The 18579-nt window shown below is 39.9% G+C and carries 14 protein-coding genes and 1 pseudogene; 13 read left to right on the forward strand and 2 right to left on the reverse strand.

All coding sequences use genetic code 11. The features are described 5' to 3' along the window. Nucleotides 1-119: 119 nt before the first annotated feature. The 12 genes from EL101_RS02190 (at nucleotide 120) to cobA (ending at nucleotide 14269) form a co-directional block, all read left to right on the forward strand. Nucleotides 120-374 carry a hypothetical protein gene (locus tag EL101_RS02190; RefSeq protein WP_096598152.1) on the forward strand — a complete coding sequence of 85 codons (255 nt, stop codon included), beginning with the start codon at nucleotides 120-122 and terminating at the stop codon, nucleotides 372-374. A 430-nt stretch (nucleotides 375-804) separates the two neighbouring features. Continuing rightward, the gene (locus tag EL101_RS02195) at nucleotides 805-1626 is read left to right on the forward strand and encodes a metallophosphoesterase (protein WP_096598150.1); all 822 of its coding nucleotides are present in this window, start codon (nucleotides 805-807) and stop codon (nucleotides 1624-1626) included. 778 nt (nucleotides 1627-2404) lie between these two features. Next, nucleotides 2405-3895, forward strand: a complete 1491-nt coding sequence (locus EL101_RS02200) for an aldehyde dehydrogenase family protein (protein WP_096598148.1) — start codon at nucleotides 2405-2407, stop codon at nucleotides 3893-3895. Nucleotides 3896-4795: 900 nt separating this feature from the next. Next, on the forward strand, nucleotides 4796-5803 hold the full coding sequence (locus EL101_RS02205; protein WP_096596242.1) for a PTS sugar transporter subunit IIC: 1008 nt from the start codon (nucleotides 4796-4798) through the stop codon (nucleotides 5801-5803). 97 nt (nucleotides 5804-5900) lie between these two features. Then, on the forward strand, nucleotides 5901-7433 hold the full coding sequence (locus EL101_RS02210; protein WP_096596241.1) for an SLC13 family permease: 1533 nt from the start codon (nucleotides 5901-5903) through the stop codon (nucleotides 7431-7433). A gap of 217 nt (nucleotides 7434-7650) precedes the next feature. Further along, nucleotides 7651-8475 carry a formate/nitrite transporter family protein gene (locus tag EL101_RS02215; protein ID WP_096596240.1) on the forward strand — a complete coding sequence of 275 codons (825 nt, stop codon included), beginning with the start codon at nucleotides 7651-7653 and terminating at the stop codon, nucleotides 8473-8475. 230 nt (nucleotides 8476-8705) lie between these two features. Beyond that, nucleotides 8706-9254 carry a GNAT family N-acetyltransferase gene (locus tag EL101_RS02220; RefSeq protein ID WP_096596239.1) on the forward strand — a complete coding sequence of 183 codons (549 nt, stop codon included), beginning with the start codon at nucleotides 8706-8708 and terminating at the stop codon, nucleotides 9252-9254. A 176-nt stretch (nucleotides 9255-9430) separates the two neighbouring features. Continuing rightward, the gene (locus EL101_RS02225) at nucleotides 9431-10174 is read left to right on the forward strand and encodes a sirohydrochlorin chelatase (protein ID WP_240622771.1); all 744 of its coding nucleotides are present in this window, start codon (nucleotides 9431-9433) and stop codon (nucleotides 10172-10174) included. After that, the gene (locus EL101_RS02230; RefSeq protein WP_096596237.1) at nucleotides 10156-10617 is read left to right on the forward strand and encodes a precorrin-2 dehydrogenase/sirohydrochlorin ferrochelatase family protein; all 462 of its coding nucleotides are present in this window, start codon (nucleotides 10156-10158) and stop codon (nucleotides 10615-10617) included. The genes EL101_RS02225 and EL101_RS02230 overlap by 19 nt, the downstream gene beginning before the upstream one ends. Next, complete coding sequence (gene nirB, locus EL101_RS02235) at nucleotides 10610-13015, forward strand: nitrite reductase large subunit NirB (protein WP_096596236.1); 2406 nt, start codon at nucleotides 10610-10612, stop codon at nucleotides 13013-13015. The genes EL101_RS02230 and nirB overlap by 8 nt, the downstream gene beginning before the upstream one ends. A gap of 4 nt (nucleotides 13016-13019) precedes the next feature. Further along, the gene (gene nirD, locus EL101_RS02240) at nucleotides 13020-13334 is read left to right on the forward strand and encodes a nitrite reductase small subunit NirD (protein WP_096596235.1); all 315 of its coding nucleotides are present in this window, start codon (nucleotides 13020-13022) and stop codon (nucleotides 13332-13334) included. Further along, nucleotides 13322-14269, forward strand: a complete 948-nt coding sequence (gene cobA, locus EL101_RS02245) for a uroporphyrinogen-III C-methyltransferase (protein ID WP_096596234.1) — start codon at nucleotides 13322-13324, stop codon at nucleotides 14267-14269. Before nirD ends, cobA begins: the two co-directional genes overlap by 13 nt. 874 nt (nucleotides 14270-15143) lie before the next feature. Here the strand turns inward: cobA and EL101_RS02250 are convergent. Then, nucleotides 15144-15461: pseudogene (locus EL101_RS02250) on the reverse strand (transposase); the annotation flags it as partial. 143 nt (nucleotides 15462-15604) lie between these two features. Here EL101_RS02250 and EL101_RS02255 point away from each other — a divergent pair. Further along, on the forward strand, nucleotides 15605-17947 hold the full coding sequence (locus tag EL101_RS02255; RefSeq protein ID WP_096596233.1) for a 5'-nucleotidase C-terminal domain-containing protein: 2343 nt from the start codon (nucleotides 15605-15607) through the stop codon (nucleotides 17945-17947). A gap of 369 nt (nucleotides 17948-18316) precedes the next feature. Here the strand turns inward: EL101_RS02255 and EL101_RS13650 are convergent, their stop codons facing one another. Then, nucleotides 18317-18550, reverse strand: a complete 234-nt coding sequence (locus EL101_RS13650) for a type III toxin-antitoxin system ToxN/AbiQ family toxin (protein ID WP_338419001.1) — start codon at nucleotides 18548-18550, stop codon at nucleotides 18317-18319. Nucleotides 18551-18579: the final 29 nt, after the last annotated feature.

Raw genomic sequence — 18579 nt, forward strand, 5'->3', positions numbered from 1 at the left:
TGTTTAATTTATAAACCAAAGATGAGAGAGTAACATTTGATTCAAAACATTTAACAAAAGCGAGCGGTAGTTACGAGTTTTATCAAAATTCAAGTTCTACTTATGAAGAGGTGATTAATATGAGTGAGTATATAAGTAGACAAGAGTTTGAACAATTAGAAAAACGTATAGAGGACAACTTTAAGCATTTAAATTCTAAAATTGACTCCTTACCTGATAGATTTAGTGATAAAATGGAAATAGCCTTAAATCAACAATTAGAGAAAATAAGAAAAGAGAGAAAAGACGACAAAAAGTCAATTATCACTTGGAGTTTGACAGGAACAGGTATCATCGTTGCATTATTAACATTTCTATTTAATTTTATTTTCTAACCACACTTTAATAGGTGTGGTTTTTTAGTACAGAAAAAAAACAGGCTAATCGAATGAAAAATCACCTTGCAAATGATAAAGAAACTCATAAGGACACATTTTTAACATATTGAAAAAATAAATTAAAAATGATTCAATTTAATAAAAACCTTTGATCGTTACAATTCGAATCATAGACTATAAGAATATGTACGGCTAATAAATTTACTTTACAACTACAGCAAGGGATTTTATCACTACCTACTTTCGTTTATATAAGAGAAAAAATACCTATTCATACGATTTCTTAAAGACTGATATGGCATGGTCCTCTTCAAAACGCACGCATGTTTAGCCACGTAGACAACTCTATTGAAAACAAGACGTAAAGCATTCGACTACACAGGTGATCGTTTCTTTTGAGATAATGAGGAAGATAGGAGGGCGACTGATGAGAATAGGAACGATAGCAGATTTGCATTTTGATCGACATCAACAGTTAACGATGCAAGATTATCTTGAAGCGGTAGTGAATCTCATTGATCAAGAAACATTAAACATGCTCATCATTGCGGGTGATATTTCCAACCATCATTCGACGACATTTGAGTTTATCGCGCAACTGACATCAAATGCAACGATTCCGATTTACTTCATACCGGGGAATCATGATTTATGGCGCCAATCTGATAAACATTTGACGACAGCAGAGATATTGCGATTGTATCAAGACCATCCGCAATGTTTGATGGGGACGCCTGTGGAAGTCGGCGATTATGTGATTGCCGGACATATCGGCTGGTATGACTATAGTTTTGCCGCTGATCGCTTTACGTATGACAAGTTAGCAAAAGGCAAGCATTATGGTGCGACTTGGCAAGATAAAGTACATACCGCTTTTGGCGTGTCTGATCCACAACTTTCGCAATGTTTTGCCGATGAAGTGTGGCAAGATTTGGCGGCTTATACAGATCGTCAAGTCATTTTAGTGACCCATGTCGTGACCCATCCGAAGTTTACTGTCCCTACGCCGCACCGTATTTTTGACTTTTTTAACGGCTTTTTAGGGACAAGCGACTTCAAACCGTTGTATCAGCATTTTAATATTCCGTACAGTGTAATGGGGCATGTCCACTTTAGAAAGCGATTAGTAGACGGCAACACGACTTTTCTTTGTCCGTGTCTCGGGTACCCTCGAGAATGGCGAACGACTGACCTTGCTGCAGAATTAAAGCACGCCTTACAAGTGATTCAAATACCCGAAAGTTCGTAAATAGCCTTTGTTCATAGCACGGATAAACGACTGGACACACATAAAACAAAAATAAAGCCAATGCGCGGGGGACACATCGACTTTGGTCAACTTTAGTTTTATTATTTTAAAAGGAGGTTTAGGATATACTTGATCTAGCATTTGTCTATTGGGGTTTCAAGTATGTCTACCTGGGATGAAGTCGAACAGTTATGCGCTCAATATGATGTCTTAACTGTTCTGAGTTCATTGTATCGCTAAAATGGTCATTGCACATCGTACGATAGGAGGGACATTGTCTCAGACTTAAGCACGATAAAATATAAATCGTAACACTTCCTATTTACAACTGAAACATTATCGTTTATACTCCAATTAGATGCTTCAACATATAGCTTATATTGATGAAGTTTCTTAAAGCCTTTTTTAAGGTTGTTTAGTTGAATCAACCATATTTTACTAAACTAAGGTGTCAGTCATTTTCTAACATGAGCCTTCCATTAGTCTCATGACAATAACGTTTGGAAGTATGAGCCGTAAAGGCCAACTTCTTTTTCCCCAGTAAACAAGTCTTCTTCATTGAAGGCTTGTTTTTTTACGTTTTTAAAGGGGTAAACATGAAGCTGAAGATACTTTTTTCTATATGAGTCAAAGTACTTTACCTTTTTGTGAGAGCGCTTTACAATACAGTTAGAGTTATATTGAATACGACATCATTAAACGCAATGAATAATAATGTTGCAACGATTATTTTATCTGAATGTTTAAAATGGTGTCGAAATATAAGGAGGCAATATACATGAGTGTAAATGTGAGAGATTATATTGATGCGCAGTATAACTTATTTATTAACGGTGAATTTGTTCCAGCAGAATCAGGGGAATATTTAGATGTATATAATCCGGCAAACGGTGAAAAATTGTCACAAGTCGCTAAAGCAAGTGAAAAAGATGTAGACAAAGCCGTAGAAGCAGCAACGAAAGCTTTCCCAGATTGGAGTCGTCGTTCGAAAGCAGAACGTGCGAATATGTTACGTCAAGTCCATGACAAAATTATGGAGAAAAAAGACCATTTTGCATATATAGAAACTTTAAACGCGGGGAAAGCAATCCGTGAATCAAGCAGTATTGACGTCCCTTATACAGCGAAGCATTATCAATATTTTGGTAGTGTGTTAGACACTGATGAAGGTACCCTCAACAATATGGAAGATCACATTATGAGTATCATTCAACATGAACCTATCGGCGTTGTGGGTGCAGTGGTTGCTTGGAACTTCCCAATGTTACTGTCTTCATGGAAATTGGCACCCGCCCTTGCTGCAGGGAATACAGTTGTCATTCAACCTTCGTCATCAACGCCATTAAGTTTGATTGAATTGGCGAAAATTTTCCAAGAAGTGTTACCAGCAGGTGTAGTCAACATTGTGACAGGTAAAGGTTCTGAATCAGGTAATGCCATCTTTAATCATGAAGGTGTCGACAAATTATCATTTACAGGTTCAACTGCTGTCGGTTATCAAGTCGCTGAAGCAGGTGCGAAACGACTTGTGCCTGCAACGTTAGAACTCGGTGGTAAAAGTGCCAACATTATTTTAGATGATGCGAATCTTGATTTAGCTTTAGAAGGTTCACAATTAGGTATTTTATTCAATCAAGGTGAAGTATGTAGTGCAGGGTCTCGATTAATCGTCCATGAAAATGTGTACGATGAATTCATTCCACGCCTGGTTGACGCCTTCAAAAAAGTGAAAGTGGGCGACCCGTTAGATATGGAAACACAAATGGGTTCTCAAACAGGTCAGGCACAAATCGATAAAATCCAAAGTTATATTGACTATGCAAACGAATCTGACGGCGCGAAAATTCTTGTAGGCGGTCACCGTATGACAGACAACGGTTTAGACAAAGGTTACTTCTTTGAGCCAACAATTATTGAAGTGGACGATGCGGACGATAAATTAGCGCAAGAAGAAATTTTCGGCCCTGTGTTAGTAGTCATTAAAGTTAAAGATGACGAAGAAGCCATTGATGTTGCCAATAATTCTGATTACGGCTTAGCGGGCGGTGTCTTCTCAACCAATATCAACCGCGCATTAAATGTTGCGAAAAACGTACGTACGGGCCGTGTATGGGTGAATACGTACAACCAAGTTCCTGAAGGTGCACCATTTGGCGGTTACAAAAAATCAGGTATCGGTCGTGAAACGTATAAAGCAGCCATCGAAAATTATCAACAAGTTAAAAACATTTATATTGATATTAGCAACGAAACAAAAGGCTTATATTAATATGTGTTGAATGATGGGAGAGGGTGAAATTTAAGTTCTTACCCCTTTCCTATTCATTTTGATGAAGAGGAGCTGGGATATAAGATTCCTCAGCTCCTTTACTATATTTTGTTGTGTATACCAAGGGATGGGGCTTGAAAAAATTAAGCCTCAAGCTATACATAGATTGCATATTCATTAATGACTTTAAAACGGTCGGAAAATGAGCGTGAATGGGATAAAAATTGATGCTATTGTTTTCTTGATTTCAGAAACTTGCCCTAATCGACTGTATTTGATGTAAGATTGCCCAGAAGGCTGAGACTCCTGAGGGAATCCGTGCATACTGCTGACAGTCGCTTCTTTACTTTAATAGTGGTTACTGTTTATCGCAGTAGCTGTCTGACTTCTCAATGTTTTTACTTTTGAGAAGTCTAGTCAGCCTTGCGGGGGCAGTACGACGAAATCTTTGTTACACATGAGATTTCTGTACTGCTCCCAAAATCCACAATGAATGGGTGCGCTGGGAATTAATAAACGGTGTTCCAAAAGCAGGATTTTCGACAGAACTCCCGCGATTTCGGCAAAATTTGGAAATCAATTTTGCTCATCGCTCGGTTCTGCTCAAATCCTAAGCGCTTTTGTCACAACCTCCCCTCAGCCCCTAGGAACGCGAAGCCATGAAGGCAATCTAAAGCCACAAATCATAGGGAGGGCAAGTTTAACAAAAATATTGCATCAATAGCATCAAAAATTTTATTATGTCCCATCCTCCTTCTTTTTTTGTCCTCAATCTTGAAAATGAACTGGATTTTAAAAGGGCATCTGTCCAAATGAAAATTCAAATCAAAAATATTCCAATGTTATGTTAATATGAGATTTATAAAAACAAAATAACAAAGATTGGAAGTGTTCAACTCAGTGAAAAAATTATTCTATCGTTGGTTCATCGATGGTCTCAGTTATATGACACTTGGGCTTTTCAGTTCACTCATTATCGGATTAATTATGCAAACGATTGGTAAGCAAACGTTATTCCCAAGTCTTCACTTAGAATTTTTAGTTGAAGTGGGAAAGGTTGCACAAAGTTTAACGGGGGCAGCGATTGGTGCGGCGATTGCGTATGGTTTGAAAGGGAAACCGCTCGTGATTTTTGCGGCAGTCATTGTCGGTATGCTCGGCTATGAGACGTTTTCAGGTGGTGCAGTCGGGGCGTTTTTTGCAGTGCTTATCGCTGTGGAATTAAGTCAGTTTTATGCAGCTAAGACGAAAATCGATATTATTGTCACACCTCTACTAACATTAATGATAGGTGGTTTAGTGGCGAAATTTTTAGGTCCGGTGTTAAGTCAACTCATGTTAGAAATCGGAAAAGTGATTGTGATTTCTACGGAGCAACAACCTTTTGCGATGGGCATTCTTGTCGCAGTCATCTTTGGTTTATGTTTAACGGCACCAATCTCCAGTGCAGCATTAGCATTGATGTTAGATTTATCAGGATTAGCAGCCGGTGCAGCGACAATCGGTTGTGCATGCCAAATGATTGGTTTTGCGGTGACGAGTTATAAAGAAAATGGGGTGAGTGGCATCATTTCAATTGGTCTCGGAACAAGCATGTTACAAGTGCCGAATATATTGTTAAAACCACTCATTATCGTGCCACCTACTTTAGCGAGTGCGATTATCGCTCCAATCATGACGGTTCTGTTCCCAATGACAAATAATGCAGCAGGGGCAGGCATGGGAACGAGTGGCTTAGTCGGTCAAATTATGACAATCAATACGATGGGCGCGAGTTTGAATACGTGGCTACTCATTATTATGTTTCACTTTGTCCTACCTGCATTCGTCACTTTTGTCATTTATCGTTTTATGATTAAACGTCAATGGCTTCATGTCGGGGAGCAGAAAATACAACTGAATCAATAGTTATTAAATTTTTGTGAAGATTTGAACATAAGTATCTTTTTGAAGCGCTTTCTTGATACAATGTAAGTAAAGAAATTCACAAAAGGGGGAGCCAAAAATGGCAATGACTTCAGCTTCAAAGAAAAAAGAAGGGGCAACATTTAAGCCGTTATGGTTTATTTTAAGCTTTGTTGCATTAATTGCGGTGTTATTGATGCCAACACCTGCAAGTTTACCGTTTATGGGGAAAGCAGCATTAGCAATTTTGGCATTTGCAGTCATTTTATGGGTGACTGAAGCGGTGACGTATCCGGTATCTGCAACGATTATTGTCGGTCTCATCATACTCTTACTCGGATTTAGTCCAGTTCAAAATTTAACACAAGCATTAGGCAATCCTCAAAGTGGCGGTGCGGTGCTAAAAGGTGACGACTTATTCGGTACAGGGAATGCATTGAAATTAGCCTTTAGTGGTTTTTCAACGAGTGCCGTCGCGTTAGTTGCTGCAGCATTGTTCTTAGCAACCGCGATGCAAGTGACGAACTTACATAAACGTTTGGCACTATTAGTATTATCGTTTGTCGGCAATAAAACGAAAAATATCGTTATCGGGGCAATTCTTGTATCTATTATTTTAGCGTTTTTCGTACCGTCTGCTACAGCTCGTGCTGGCGCTGTTGTACCAATTTTATTAGGGATGATTGCGGCGTTTGGAGCAGCGAAAAACAGTAAATTAGCAGCATTACTCATCATTACAGCTGTGCAAGCGGTATCGATTTGGAATATCGGGATTAAAACCGCTGCTGCTCAAAATATCGTAGCGATTAACTTTATTAATGATCAACTCGGTCATGACGTTTCATGGGGCGAATGGTTCTTGTATGCCGCACCTTGGTCAATCATCATGTCTATCGTGCTTTATTTCGTTATGCTCAAAGTCATTCGGCCTGAACAAGATACGATTGAAGGGGGTACGGAGCTCGTTAAACAGCAACTGGCAGAACTTGGTCCAGTTAAACCGACAGAGTGGCGCTTAATTATCATTTCATTATTGTTACTTGTGTTTTGGTCAACTGAAAAAGTCTTACACCCCATCGATTCTTCTTCTATCACATTAATTGCATTGGCGATGATGTTAACGCCAAAAATTGGTGTCATGAATTGGAAAGAAGTCGAAAGTCGTATTCCATGGGGCACTATCATAGTATTCGGTGTCGGCATTTCGTTAGGGAACGTCTTATTAAAAACGACAGCCGCACAATGGTTAAGTGACCAAACATTCGGCTTAATGGGCTTAAAAGACATGCCGATTGTAGCAACGATTGCATTAATTTCACTGTTTAACATTTTAATTCATTTAGGGTTTGCAAGTGCGACAAGTTTAGCATCTGCATTAATTCCGGTCTTTATTTCATTAACATCCACATTAAGCCTAGGTGACAATGCCATTGGTTTCGTATTAATCCAACAATTCGTCATCAGTTTTGGATTCTTACTACCGGTGAGTTCGCCGCAAAGTATGCTCGCTTACGGGACAGAAACATTTACTGTTAAAGATTTCTTAAAAGCGGGGATTCCAATTACGATTGTCGGTTACATTCTCGTTGTCATTATGAGTATGACGTATTGGAAATGGTTAGGCTTACTATAAGAAAAGCAACATAAGACAGCAGCCAAGTATGGGATAACACGCCACTTGGCTGTTTTTATTTCATGCAGTCGGGCTGTAAATAAAAAATGATTTAAAATGACAAAGAATTTGCATTTATTTTCACAAACTTTATGACAATTGCAGTGAAATTCATGTAAAATGTAAGTGACATTGCATGAACCATCAACAAGGTTGAATATCAAATGGAGGTTGAACTATGGGGATTCAAAAACCAACAAAAACAGTTGCGGATACGTATGCATCACGAGAAACGATTCAAAGCATTATCCATTCAGTGGCAATGAAAGAAGTGATGCTGGATAAGGCGATGCCACGTTACATACTTAAATCGATGTTGTCAGGGTTTTTACTCACTATTGTGACAGTGTTTATGCTCGCAATGAAAACACAAATGGCTGGGGCGCTTCCTGGTGTTGTAAATTTAATGGGGGCGACGGCGTTTAGTATTGCCTTAGTGTTCATCGTTTTAACACAAGCGGAACTATTGACGAGTAACTTTATGTATATGACAGTCGGACTTTACTATCGTACGGTATCATTCGGCAAAACGATGTGGTTATTTACTATTTGTTTTATCGGTAATATTTTAGGTGCATTTGTGCTCTTTATGTTAATGTATTTCACTAAAGTGATGACACCTGAAATGATTGCGGCATTAACATCAACAGTTGACGCCAAAACAGTTGAATCGACATGGCAAGCGATATTAGTCAAAGCCATCTTCGCGAACTTCTTTATCAATATTGGGATTTATGTCTCTATGCAATTTAAAGAAGGCTTGTCAAAAACGTTTTTCATTGCGATTGGTGTCATTATTTTCGTGTTTATGGGTTATGAACACGTCGTTTATAATGCAGGCTTATTCGTAGGGATGATCTTTTATAACTTTGATGCAGCTTCTTGGTTAGGCGTGCTGAAAAATATCGTCTTCGCATTTATTGGTAACTATATTGGTGGGGGCATACTTGTCGGTCTGTTGTTTGCATATTTCAACGGCTCACGTCACATTGAACGAAAATAAATAGACAATAGTAATGATGAAAGAGTTGGGGTAATCATTAAACCTCAGCTCTTTTTTTGATATGAATGTGTAAAGACATACCTGTGATCAATTTAGTTGAACAAAATAGTAAGCCCAGCATCGAATGGCATTCCTAACAACATCAAACAAGGTGACCAAAGCGTATTAATTTCGATACGATATCAATTTTGATAATCTAACTACATATGAATATAAAGGGAGGCGACACTATGTCTCAAGTTAATATAAGAATGGCCACTTTAGACGATGCAGAGGCCCTGCACGAACTGATGCATCGCGCATTTACACCTTTAAGAGATGTCGGTATTGATTGGCCGTCCGTGAATGCGACATTAGAAATGATTCAAGACAATATTCAAAACAATGCTGCTTATGTGCTCGAAGTCGATGGGAAAATTGTTTCAACCTTGTCGATACGTTTTCCATGGGAGCCGAGTCACCCGGTTTCTAAATATCCGTTTGTTTGGTGGTTTGCGACAGACCCCGATTATGGCGGTGCAGGATATGGCAATCAAATGATGACGTATGTGGAAGAAACGATTTTACGTGATACATTAAAAGCGCCTGCTGTAGTATTAGGGACTTCAGCGCGCAAAATGAGTTGGTTAAAAGATGTCTATGAACGTCGTGGTTATGAAACGTTCTTTTCATTTGAAGATGAAACAGGCGATGAAGGTGCAATGATGGTAAAAGTTTTAATTCCAGAACGTTATAATAAAGATTTACTCGCACCACCACCATGGGCGCAAGGTGAATAATCTGATTGTTGTAAATGCAAGATGATCGGTTGAGAGATTCAACTGTAACCGTGATAATAAATGATAGGGAATTCCCTCAAGATACAGGAGAGGGGATTCCCTACTTTTATATTTTTATGTGAATTTTATCACATTGAAGTTCGCTTTTCGTCTACAATACAACTGTAGGGGGTGATGTGTTGTGTAAAGTGATTTTTGTTGTCCATGGGATGAGAAAGGGACAACTGAACGAAACATTAACACAATTTGTTGCACAGTTATTTGAAGCGGAACAGGTAGATTACGAGATTGCATTTTTGGAAAGTGAGACGGCGAGTTTGCCAACAGTGATTGAAGATCAAGTGAATCAAGGCGCGACAGAACTTTTCTTAGTGCCATTGTTACTCTTTTCTGCATCACACTATTATGAAGATATTGTCGATAGTTTGGAAGATTGGCGTCAACTGTATCCTCAAACGACATTTCATTTGGCACAACCACTCGGCACACATCCAAAAATGAAAAATTGGGTGGCAGCGCAAATGGCACGTTATCTAGATGCGACCGTGAAAGATACAGCTGTTGTCGTGTTAGCGCATGGCAGTGCACGTTTTAACGAACCTGACATCGCATTAGAAACCATTGCGAACGAACTGTCAACAACGTCACGGCCGTGCTATCCGTGTATGGTCTACGGGAAGTTAAATTATGAAAAAGTCTTAGCTGAACTTGCCCAACAATGGCCGAAGTTACTGATTATTCCGTATTTCTTTTATGATGGTTATTTAGTAAAGCGTACAAAGCAATGTATAGGCGCACTCGATTTACCGTGTGACGTCACTTTTACGACAGCAATTAACTTTCACCCGGTATTAAAAGAAGTGATTTTACATCGACTTGAAGCATGTGGAGGCGTGACACCATGTATCCTATCCAGCTAAATCTAACACGTAAATCGGTCGTCATCGTCGGTGGTGGAAACATTGCGTGGCGAAAATTCATAAAATTAAAAGATGAGGCGAAACATGTCAAAGTTGTGTGCCCTACATTTAATGATGCCTTTTTGAATGAGACGTGGGGGACACATATTCAGCTGATTCAAAAACGATATGAACGTGGCGACCTGGATGGTGCTGATCTCATCATCATTGCGACAGATGACACAGTAGTGAATCAACAAGTCCGTGATGATGTAGCGCCGACGCAATGGGTGAATCATACAGGAGATCGCACGCAATCGGATTTTTATAACAGTCTGGATATTGAACATCAAGGCATGAAGATCAGTATCAGTTCAGAGGGACAGTCAATTCAACATACAAAAGCATATGCGGCGAAAATAAAGGCGTTTTTGGCGACGCTTGAGGAGGATAATGATGAGTAAAACCAAATTATTAATGGTCGGCAACGGTATGGCGGGGGTACGTACAATTGAAGAAATTTTAGACCGTGACCCAGACCGTTTTGATATTACGATTATCGGTAAAGAACCGTATCCCAACTATAACCGAATTATGTTATCGAACATCTTACAAAATAAAATGACAGTAGAAGAAACGATTATGAACCCATACGAATGGTATGAAGCGCGTCACATTCGTCTCATTACAGGCGATAAGGTAGTCAAAATTGATCGTGAAGCCCAACAAGTTGAGACAGAACAAGGACAAGTCGTTGATTATGATCAAATGATTATTGCAACAGGTTCTGACGCCTTTATTTTACCCATTGATGGTTCACGTTTAGAAGGTGTCGTTGGTTTCAGAACGATTGATGATACTGAAAAAATGTTAGAAGTCGCGAAAACGAAAAAGAAAGCGATTGTCATCGGTGGAGGTTTATTAGGACTTGAATGTGCACGAGGCTTAGTTGAACAAGGTATGGACGTGACGGTCGTGCATTTAGCGGAATGGTTGATGGAAGTGCAATTGGACCGTCGTGCAGGCGAATTATTGAAAAAGGACCTAGAAAAACAAGGATTACGTTTTGAACTTCAAGCGAATACACAAGAAATTATTGGCGATAAACAAGTCGAGGGGATTCGTTTATCAGATGGTCGTGTTCTCGATGCAGATATGGTGGTCATGGCTGTTGGTATCCGTCCTGTTACGAAAGAAGCACGTGCAGCAGGGCTAGACATCGGTCGCGGTATTATCGTAGACGACTTTATGCAAACGAGTGACCCGAAAATTTATGCGGTCGGTGAATGTGCGGAACATCGCTCAAAAGTATACGGTCTTGTTGCGCCTTTATACGAACAAGGCAAAGTGTTGGCAGACCATATTACAGGACGTCCAACTGAAGGGTATCAAGGTTCGACAACATTTACATCATTAAAAGTGTCAGGCTGTGACTTGTTCAGTGCGGGTCGCATTACTGAAAATGACGATATCCGTGGTATTGAAATGTTTAACGGCATCGACAACATTTATAAAAAGGTATTCGTTCAAGATCATGCGATTGTCGGTGCGGTGCTTTATGGAGATACAGAAGAGGGCAACCGTTTCTACAACATGATGAAAAAAGGTGAAACGATTGATGACTATACACTCGTGTCGATTTTGCATAAAGCAGGTGAGGTCGATGCGATGAACGTTGCAGAAATGGACGATGATGAAACGATTTGTGGTTGTAACGGCGTCTCAAAAGGTAAAATTGTGAGTGCCATTCAAGAACAAGGCTTAACATCAGTTGCAGAGGTAACAAGTGTGACGAAAGCGGGCAACTCTTGTGGGAAATGTAAAGGCCAAATTGCAGAGTTGCTTGAACATACGTTAGGTGATGGCTTTGTCGCAAACGCACCGACGGGTATTTGTGCATGTACAGACTTGTCACGCGATCAAATCGTAACACAAATTCGCGCAAAAGGGCTTAAAACATCAAAAGAAGTCCGTCATGTGTTGGATTTCAAAAACAAAGGGGGATGTCCAAAATGTCGCCCTGCCTTGAACTACTATTTAAATATGGTGTACCCAACTGAACATGAAGATGAAAAAGCATCCCGTTTTGCGAATGAACGTTACCATGCCAACATTCAAAAAGACGGTACATTCTCAGTCATTCCGCAAATGCGTGGGGGTGTGACAGATGCAGATCAATTGATTCGTCTCGGTGAAGTCGCGAAACAATATGATGTCCCATTAGTGAAAGTGACAGGTTCTCAACGTATTGGTTTGTATGGTGTGAACAAGGAAGACTTGCCAGCAGTATGGGAAGCGCTCGGTATGCGTTCAGCGTCAGCTTATGCGAAGAAAACACGTTCAGTGAAAAGCTGTGTCGGTAAAGAATTTTGTCGTTTTGGTACACAATATACAACACGCTTAGGTATTCGTTTGGAAGCGACATTCGAATATATTGATACGCCACACAAATTTAAAATGGGTGTATCGGGTTGTCCACGTAGCTGTGTCGAATCTGGTGTGAAAGATTTTGGTGTCATCGGCGTCGAAAATGGTTTCCAAATTTACGTCGGTGGAAATGGTGGTACAACTGTTGAAGTCGCTGAACATTTAACGACAGTACCAACAGAAGATGATGTCATTAAATTATGCGGTGCGTACATGCAGTATTATCGTGAAACAGCGAATTATGCAGAACGTACAGCACCATGGTTAAGACGTTTAGGATTCGACCAAGTGAAAGCGGTTGTCTTGGATCCAGAAAAACAACAAGAATTATATGACCGTATCATGATTGCGAAAGCAGCTGTCGAACAAGAACCGTGGCATGACATTGTGAAAAATGAACGTAAGCAAAAAATATTTGAAGTTGAGAAGGTGTAAGGCGATGTTACAACAAAAAGTTAAAGTGGCGAGGTTAACAGATTTAGAACCATTAATCGGTAAAAAAGTCTATGTCGGTGAGACGCCTATCGCATTGTTTTTAACAGAAGATGGCGACATTAAAGCAATTCATAATGTGTGTCCGCATCAACAAGGGCCTTTATCTGAAGGCACAGTAAGCGAGCATTATGTATTTTGTCCACTGCACGACCAAAAGATTGATTTAAATACGGGTGAAGTGCAAGAGCCGGATGAAGGTTGTGTCGCGACATATCCTGTTGAAGTGGTGGATGGAGATATTTATGTATGTCTGCCTTAACGGAAGTAGCGACAAAAGTGTATTTAGTCGGTGCAGGTCCGGGCAATCCATGTTTGTTGACGAAAAAAGCTGAACGTTGTATTCAAAAAGCGGATGTCATTTTATATGATCAACTCGTGAATCCCTTCTTGTTACAATCATCACGCCCAGATGCAGAGTGGATCCATGTGGGTAAAACTCCTTATACCCGTACAACGAAGCAAGCGCGCATTAATGCATTGTTAGTGGAAAAGGCGCAAACGGCACAAGTGGTCGTTCGCTTGAAAGGGGGCGACCCTGCAATATTTGGGCGCGTCACAGAAGAGGTCGATACGTTACGCGCACACGAAATTCCATTTGAAATCGTACCGGGTGTGACTGCGGCGAGTGCAGCGATGAGTCAGTTGGGCCGTGGATTAACTGAGCGAGGGGTAGCGACACACATCACTTTTACGACAGGCCACTTTAAAAATAATGAAGAAAACGATATCGATTTGACGACACTCGCAAATGACGGCACACTCGCCATCTATATGGGCATTAAACGGTTACCCGAACTCATGCGTACGATTCAACAACAAATTGGCATCGATTTTCCAGTAGCGATTATTTTTAATGCGACACGTGTGAATCAACATGTCGTAACGGGGACAGTAACGACGATAGCAGACCGTATTGCGTCATTGCCTGAACGTATGGGGCCAGGTATTACCATTGTCGGACATGTAGTAAGGGATCTAGATGAAGCGGTATTGAAGCCAGCTGCTGATTTTGACACGGTGTTGATTAAAGGTGAGCGACAGCGTGCAATTGAAGTGGCATATGAATGGGCAGAAGCAGGGCATGCAGTTTTGATTGACGATCGTGATTTTAGCGATTTGCATCCGACACAAGAGGAGAAGATAGCACGTTGGGTAGATGAGATGGTATTTACTCGTGAGATTTCTTTGACATGACTCTTATTAATACGCCGATTGCGTGAACCGTACTGCGCTTTCCGAGGGGCTGAAAGTCTCAACTAAATTTGGCTTGATTGAGGTGTACACTGGATGGAAGCCAAATTGGATTTTCGACTTCAGCTGATCCCTCAGGAGTCTTGTACGGTTCTAGCAATCGGCATTATTGTTTATAGCGTTTCTTGTTAACTACACAAGAAATACCAGTTGCTCTCCTCTTGTGAGATGAAATCGCGGGGGGAAGAGAGAATAAGGCTGAACCTTCAACTAACCAACGCTTTAATTATAAAATAAGATTTGTTGAAGCGTTGGTGGATTTTCCGGTTCAGCTGATCCCTCAAGAGTCTCGTTCAGGACGCAATTTCAAAGTATGTGCTTCTGATTGTATATGTAAGAAATCTCAAAGTGCCATCTCTCCTCTTGTGAGATGAAATCGCGGGGAGAGGAAGAGGAGAATAAGGGGTGAAAGTCTCAACTCAATTTGGCTTGATTGATGTGTACACTGGATGGAAGCCAAATTGGATTTTCGACTTCAGCTGATTCCTCAAGAGTCTCGTTCAGGACGCAATCAAAATGTGTGCCTCTGAATATTGTTAGGATAAGTCTCGACGTATGCGCATACTCGACTCCCTTGTTTGGAAATGAAATCGCAATGTGAGAATAGGGATGATTGCTTAGATAAATAAGTTCAGAAGCGGGATTATCAAAGTTTAACAGCATTTAAAATAAACGGAACTGGGTCATTAAGTTTTCCCATTCCCTTTCCTACGATTAGTCAAGGGCGTGTTAATTCAAAATGACATTATTGAACTAGACCGTCCAATTTTTACCTTTTTGAATAAGGTGTTATGATGTATATGATTATATGGTTTCGTTAGTGTGGTGCTTTCTGATAATCATATAATTTATCATTGACTATCAAGTAGTGAATGGTCTTTAATAAGCGATTGATACTCGCTATTACGGCAGTCTTGTGGGGTTTCCCATGAGGCTGCTCTCTTAATTTGTAATAATAATCCACAATATGGCTTTGATAATGATTTCTTCCCCTAATAATGTTCATAATGATTAAGTACAATAAACGTCTTGCTTTTTTATTTCCTCTTTTGTTGATCGTATCCCTACTTTTTGAAGTTCCTGATTGATACCGTTTAATATCAATACCTACAAATGCATTCAATTGTTTATTTGTTTATTATGTCCAATGATCGTCTGCCTCATTTTTAATATAAGCAAAAACCTTTCTATATTTATCAGCAAATTAACAAAAATTTTAAACAATTGGGCGAGGCTTTGTGCTAGGATAAAGTTGTAATGAAAATAAGGAGGTTTTATATGAAAAGGATAGGGCTCAAAAGTATAATGCTGTTGATGATGTTAGTCATCGCTGTGTTGGTGTTCAATAATGTTTCAAGTGATGCAGCTGAACAAACATCGCAACAGGCAGCACCGGAGACTAAAGAGAAATTGAATGCTGAAAAGACTACAACGCAAGTGAGTCAGCCGGATATGACATCACAACAACAAGCAACAACAGCAGAAGCAGCACAAAAGCCATCGGAAAGTGAGACGGCTGTGAAACAGGAAGGGACACCTACTGGAATGGAAGCTGCGACTGAAGGTGATACAACGCAAGCAAGTGCACCAACGACAACAGAAAATGTAGCTCAAGCGGAAAAAGACACGCCAATGATGTTAAGATTGTCGACTAAACAAACACAACCACAAGCGACTTCAACGGATGGTGTGCAAAATGAAACGACGAAATCCACACATACGATTTTACATACGAACGACATTCACGGCCGCATGGTGGAAGAAAAAGACCGTGTACTGGGTATGGCGAAGTTGAAGACGTTAAAGGAACAACAAAATCCGGATTTACTTGTCGATGCGGGCGATGCGTTTCAAGGCTTACCATTATCTAACCAATCTAAAGGAGAAGAAATGGCAAAAGCGATGAATGCAGTCGGTTATGATGCCATGACAGCGGGGAACCATGAATTCGACTTTGGTTATGATCAATTGAAAAAATTGGAAGGGATGCTCAACTTTCCGATTGTCAGCTCTAATGTATACAAAGATGGGAAATTGGCATTTAAACCCTCAGTCGTGATTCAGAAAAATGGTGTCCGTTATGGTGTGATCGGAGTAACGACGCCAGAAACGAAAACAAAGACAAGTCCAACAGGTATTGTCGGTGTGACATTTGCAGATCCTTTAACAAGTGTGACACGCGAAATGGACCGTTTAAATGGGAAAGTCGATGTGTTTGTCGTGCTCTCTCATTTAGGGATTGATCCGACAACCAAAGAAGCATGGCGTGGAGATTATTTAACACGTCAACTCAGTCAAAACAAACAATATCATCATCCAATTTTTGTAATTGATGGGCATTCGCATACGGTCATTGAACATGGCCAAAAGTTTGATCAAGACGTATTAGCCCAAACAGGGACAGCACTCGCAAATGTTGGGAAATTGACATTTGAACAGTCTGGCAATCAATTTTCAAATGCCGAGGCCAGTTTATTAAACGTGAAAAATTTAGCTGGTTTGCAGCCTGATGCGGATGTAAAAGCACAAGTCGACAAAGCGAATGACGCATTTCTAAAGGCAACTTCAGAGGTGATTATTCCGAATAACACAGTTGATTTTCAAGGTGAACGTGACGATGTAAGAACACGCGAAACCAATTTAGGGAATGCGATTACCGATGCTATGGAAGCGTATGGTCAAAAGGGTTTTAGTCGTCCCTCTGATTTTGCGGTGACAAACAGTGGAGGCATTCGTGCGTCGATTGCGAAAGGCAAAGTGACATTAAATGATATCATTACTGTTTTACCATTCGGCAATACAATCGCGCAAATTTCAGTCAAAGGAAGCGATGTGTGGAAGGCTTTTGAACATAGTTTAAGTGCACCCACGATGACAACTGACGGTCAAACGCAATTATCGGCAAATGGCGGTCTGTTACAAGTATCCAAATCGATTCAAGTTTATTTCGATATGAATAAAGCACCTGGCGAACGTATTAACGCGATTCGAGTATTAAACAAGCAAACAGGTCAATTTGAAGACTTAGATATGAGTCGTACATATGCAGTGGCGATGAACGACTTTACAGCATCAGGTGGAGACGGTTTTGACATGTTTGGAGGGCCTCGTGAAGAAGGGATTTCACTTGAACAAGTCTTTGCAAACTATTTGAAAACAGCTGATTTATCTCAATATGCGACAACAGAACCCCAACGTATCATTAACGGTAAACCCGCTCAAAACAGTGAAACACCAAAGACAACACCACCGTCATCAAAAGGGGATAACGTGATTCCGTTCCCGCAACCAAAACCATCAAAAGTAGTGCCGATGACAAAAGTACCAACAGCAGATGGACAGGCACAACAAACGGCTATGCACGCAGCGTCTGAACATCCCGGTACGGCTCAATCCATGGCACCAGCAGTGAGCATGACATCTACTAATGCGACAGAAATGACGGGTCAAGCGCATATGGCGATGACACAAAATGTTTCAGCATCAGGTCATGATACAGCGGAGAACGGCGCACAACAGTTACCAAACACAGGTGTGACAGAACAAGCACCTATCGTGGGCGGCTTATTCATGTTAGGTGCAGGTTTAGTCATCATACGACGTCAAAAACATCGTGCATAAAATAAAACTGCACAACATAAAAACACCAAGCAACGAGGATTTTTCGTTGTTTGGTGTTTTTTCAATAGTGACAAGTAGCATTTTATTTTGAAAGCGTCTATTCGATTTTATATCGCCATAATTAATGATAAAGGTATTTTCTAAATTATTGAAAGCTAGTACACCAAACAATTTTTGTGAAAGTTATGATTTCAAGATGAAGATTGATTATATAAACGTAAAACACAATTAAAAGAAAAGTAGATGGTTTTAGCCGGTTTGATTTTAGAGAGATAAAATGGCTTTTGAAATATTAAAAGTTAGTGAGAGATGCAGTATTGCTTTTGGTTCACAACAGTTAATAATTTTTTTAATATATGAGTTAAAAGATTAATGCGAATCAAAAGGGTATTTTGACTGAGTTGACACTGATTCTAATGATAAAAAGTTAACACACATGTCAGGGGAAATGGGGATTTTTTTAATCGTGGTATTATTATATACTTTTTGAGCTTTGTTTAAGGTTTTTTTCTCTCGTCTTATGAAAATTAATTGCTTAATTAATAATTGATAATATTTATAATCATTCTTTTTGATTTGTTCTATATCTATTTTGAAAGATATTGATTAGGAACCGGTATCATGTTTAAAAA

The sequence above is a fragment of the Staphylococcus delphini genome, assembly GCF_900636325.1.
In the GTDB taxonomy this organism is placed as follows: Bacteria; Bacillota; Bacilli; order Staphylococcales; family Staphylococcaceae; genus Staphylococcus; species Staphylococcus delphini.

Coding starts and splice junctions, on each gene's coding strand:
- EL101_RS02190 (WP_096598152.1), top strand. CDS start 120: ATGAGTGAGTATATAAGTAGACAAGAGTTTGAACAATTAGAAAAACGT.
- EL101_RS02195 (WP_096598150.1), top strand. CDS start 805: ATGAGAATAGGAACGATAGCAGATTTGCATTTTGATCGACATCAACAG.
- EL101_RS02200 (WP_096598148.1), top strand. CDS start 2,405: ATGAGTGTAAATGTGAGAGATTATATTGATGCGCAGTATAACTTATTT.
- EL101_RS02210 (WP_096596241.1), top strand. CDS start 5,901: ATGGCAATGACTTCAGCTTCAAAGAAAAAAGAAGGGGCAACATTTAAG.
- EL101_RS02215 (WP_096596240.1), top strand. CDS start 7,651: ATGGGGATTCAAAAACCAACAAAAACAGTTGCGGATACGTATGCATCA.
- EL101_RS02220 (WP_096596239.1), top strand. CDS start 8,706: ATGTCTCAAGTTAATATAAGAATGGCCACTTTAGACGATGCAGAGGCC.
- EL101_RS02230 (WP_096596237.1), top strand. CDS start 10,156: ATGTATCCTATCCAGCTAAATCTAACACGTAAATCGGTCGTCATCGTC.
- nirB (WP_096596236.1), top strand. CDS start 10,610: ATGAGTAAAACCAAATTATTAATGGTCGGCAACGGTATGGCGGGGGTA.
- nirD (WP_096596235.1), top strand. CDS start 13,020: ATGTTACAACAAAAAGTTAAAGTGGCGAGGTTAACAGATTTAGAACCA.
- cobA (WP_096596234.1), top strand. CDS start 13,322: ATGTCTGCCTTAACGGAAGTAGCGACAAAAGTGTATTTAGTCGGTGCA.
- EL101_RS02255 (WP_096596233.1), top strand. CDS start 15,605: ATGAAAAGGATAGGGCTCAAAAGTATAATGCTGTTGATGATGTTAGTC.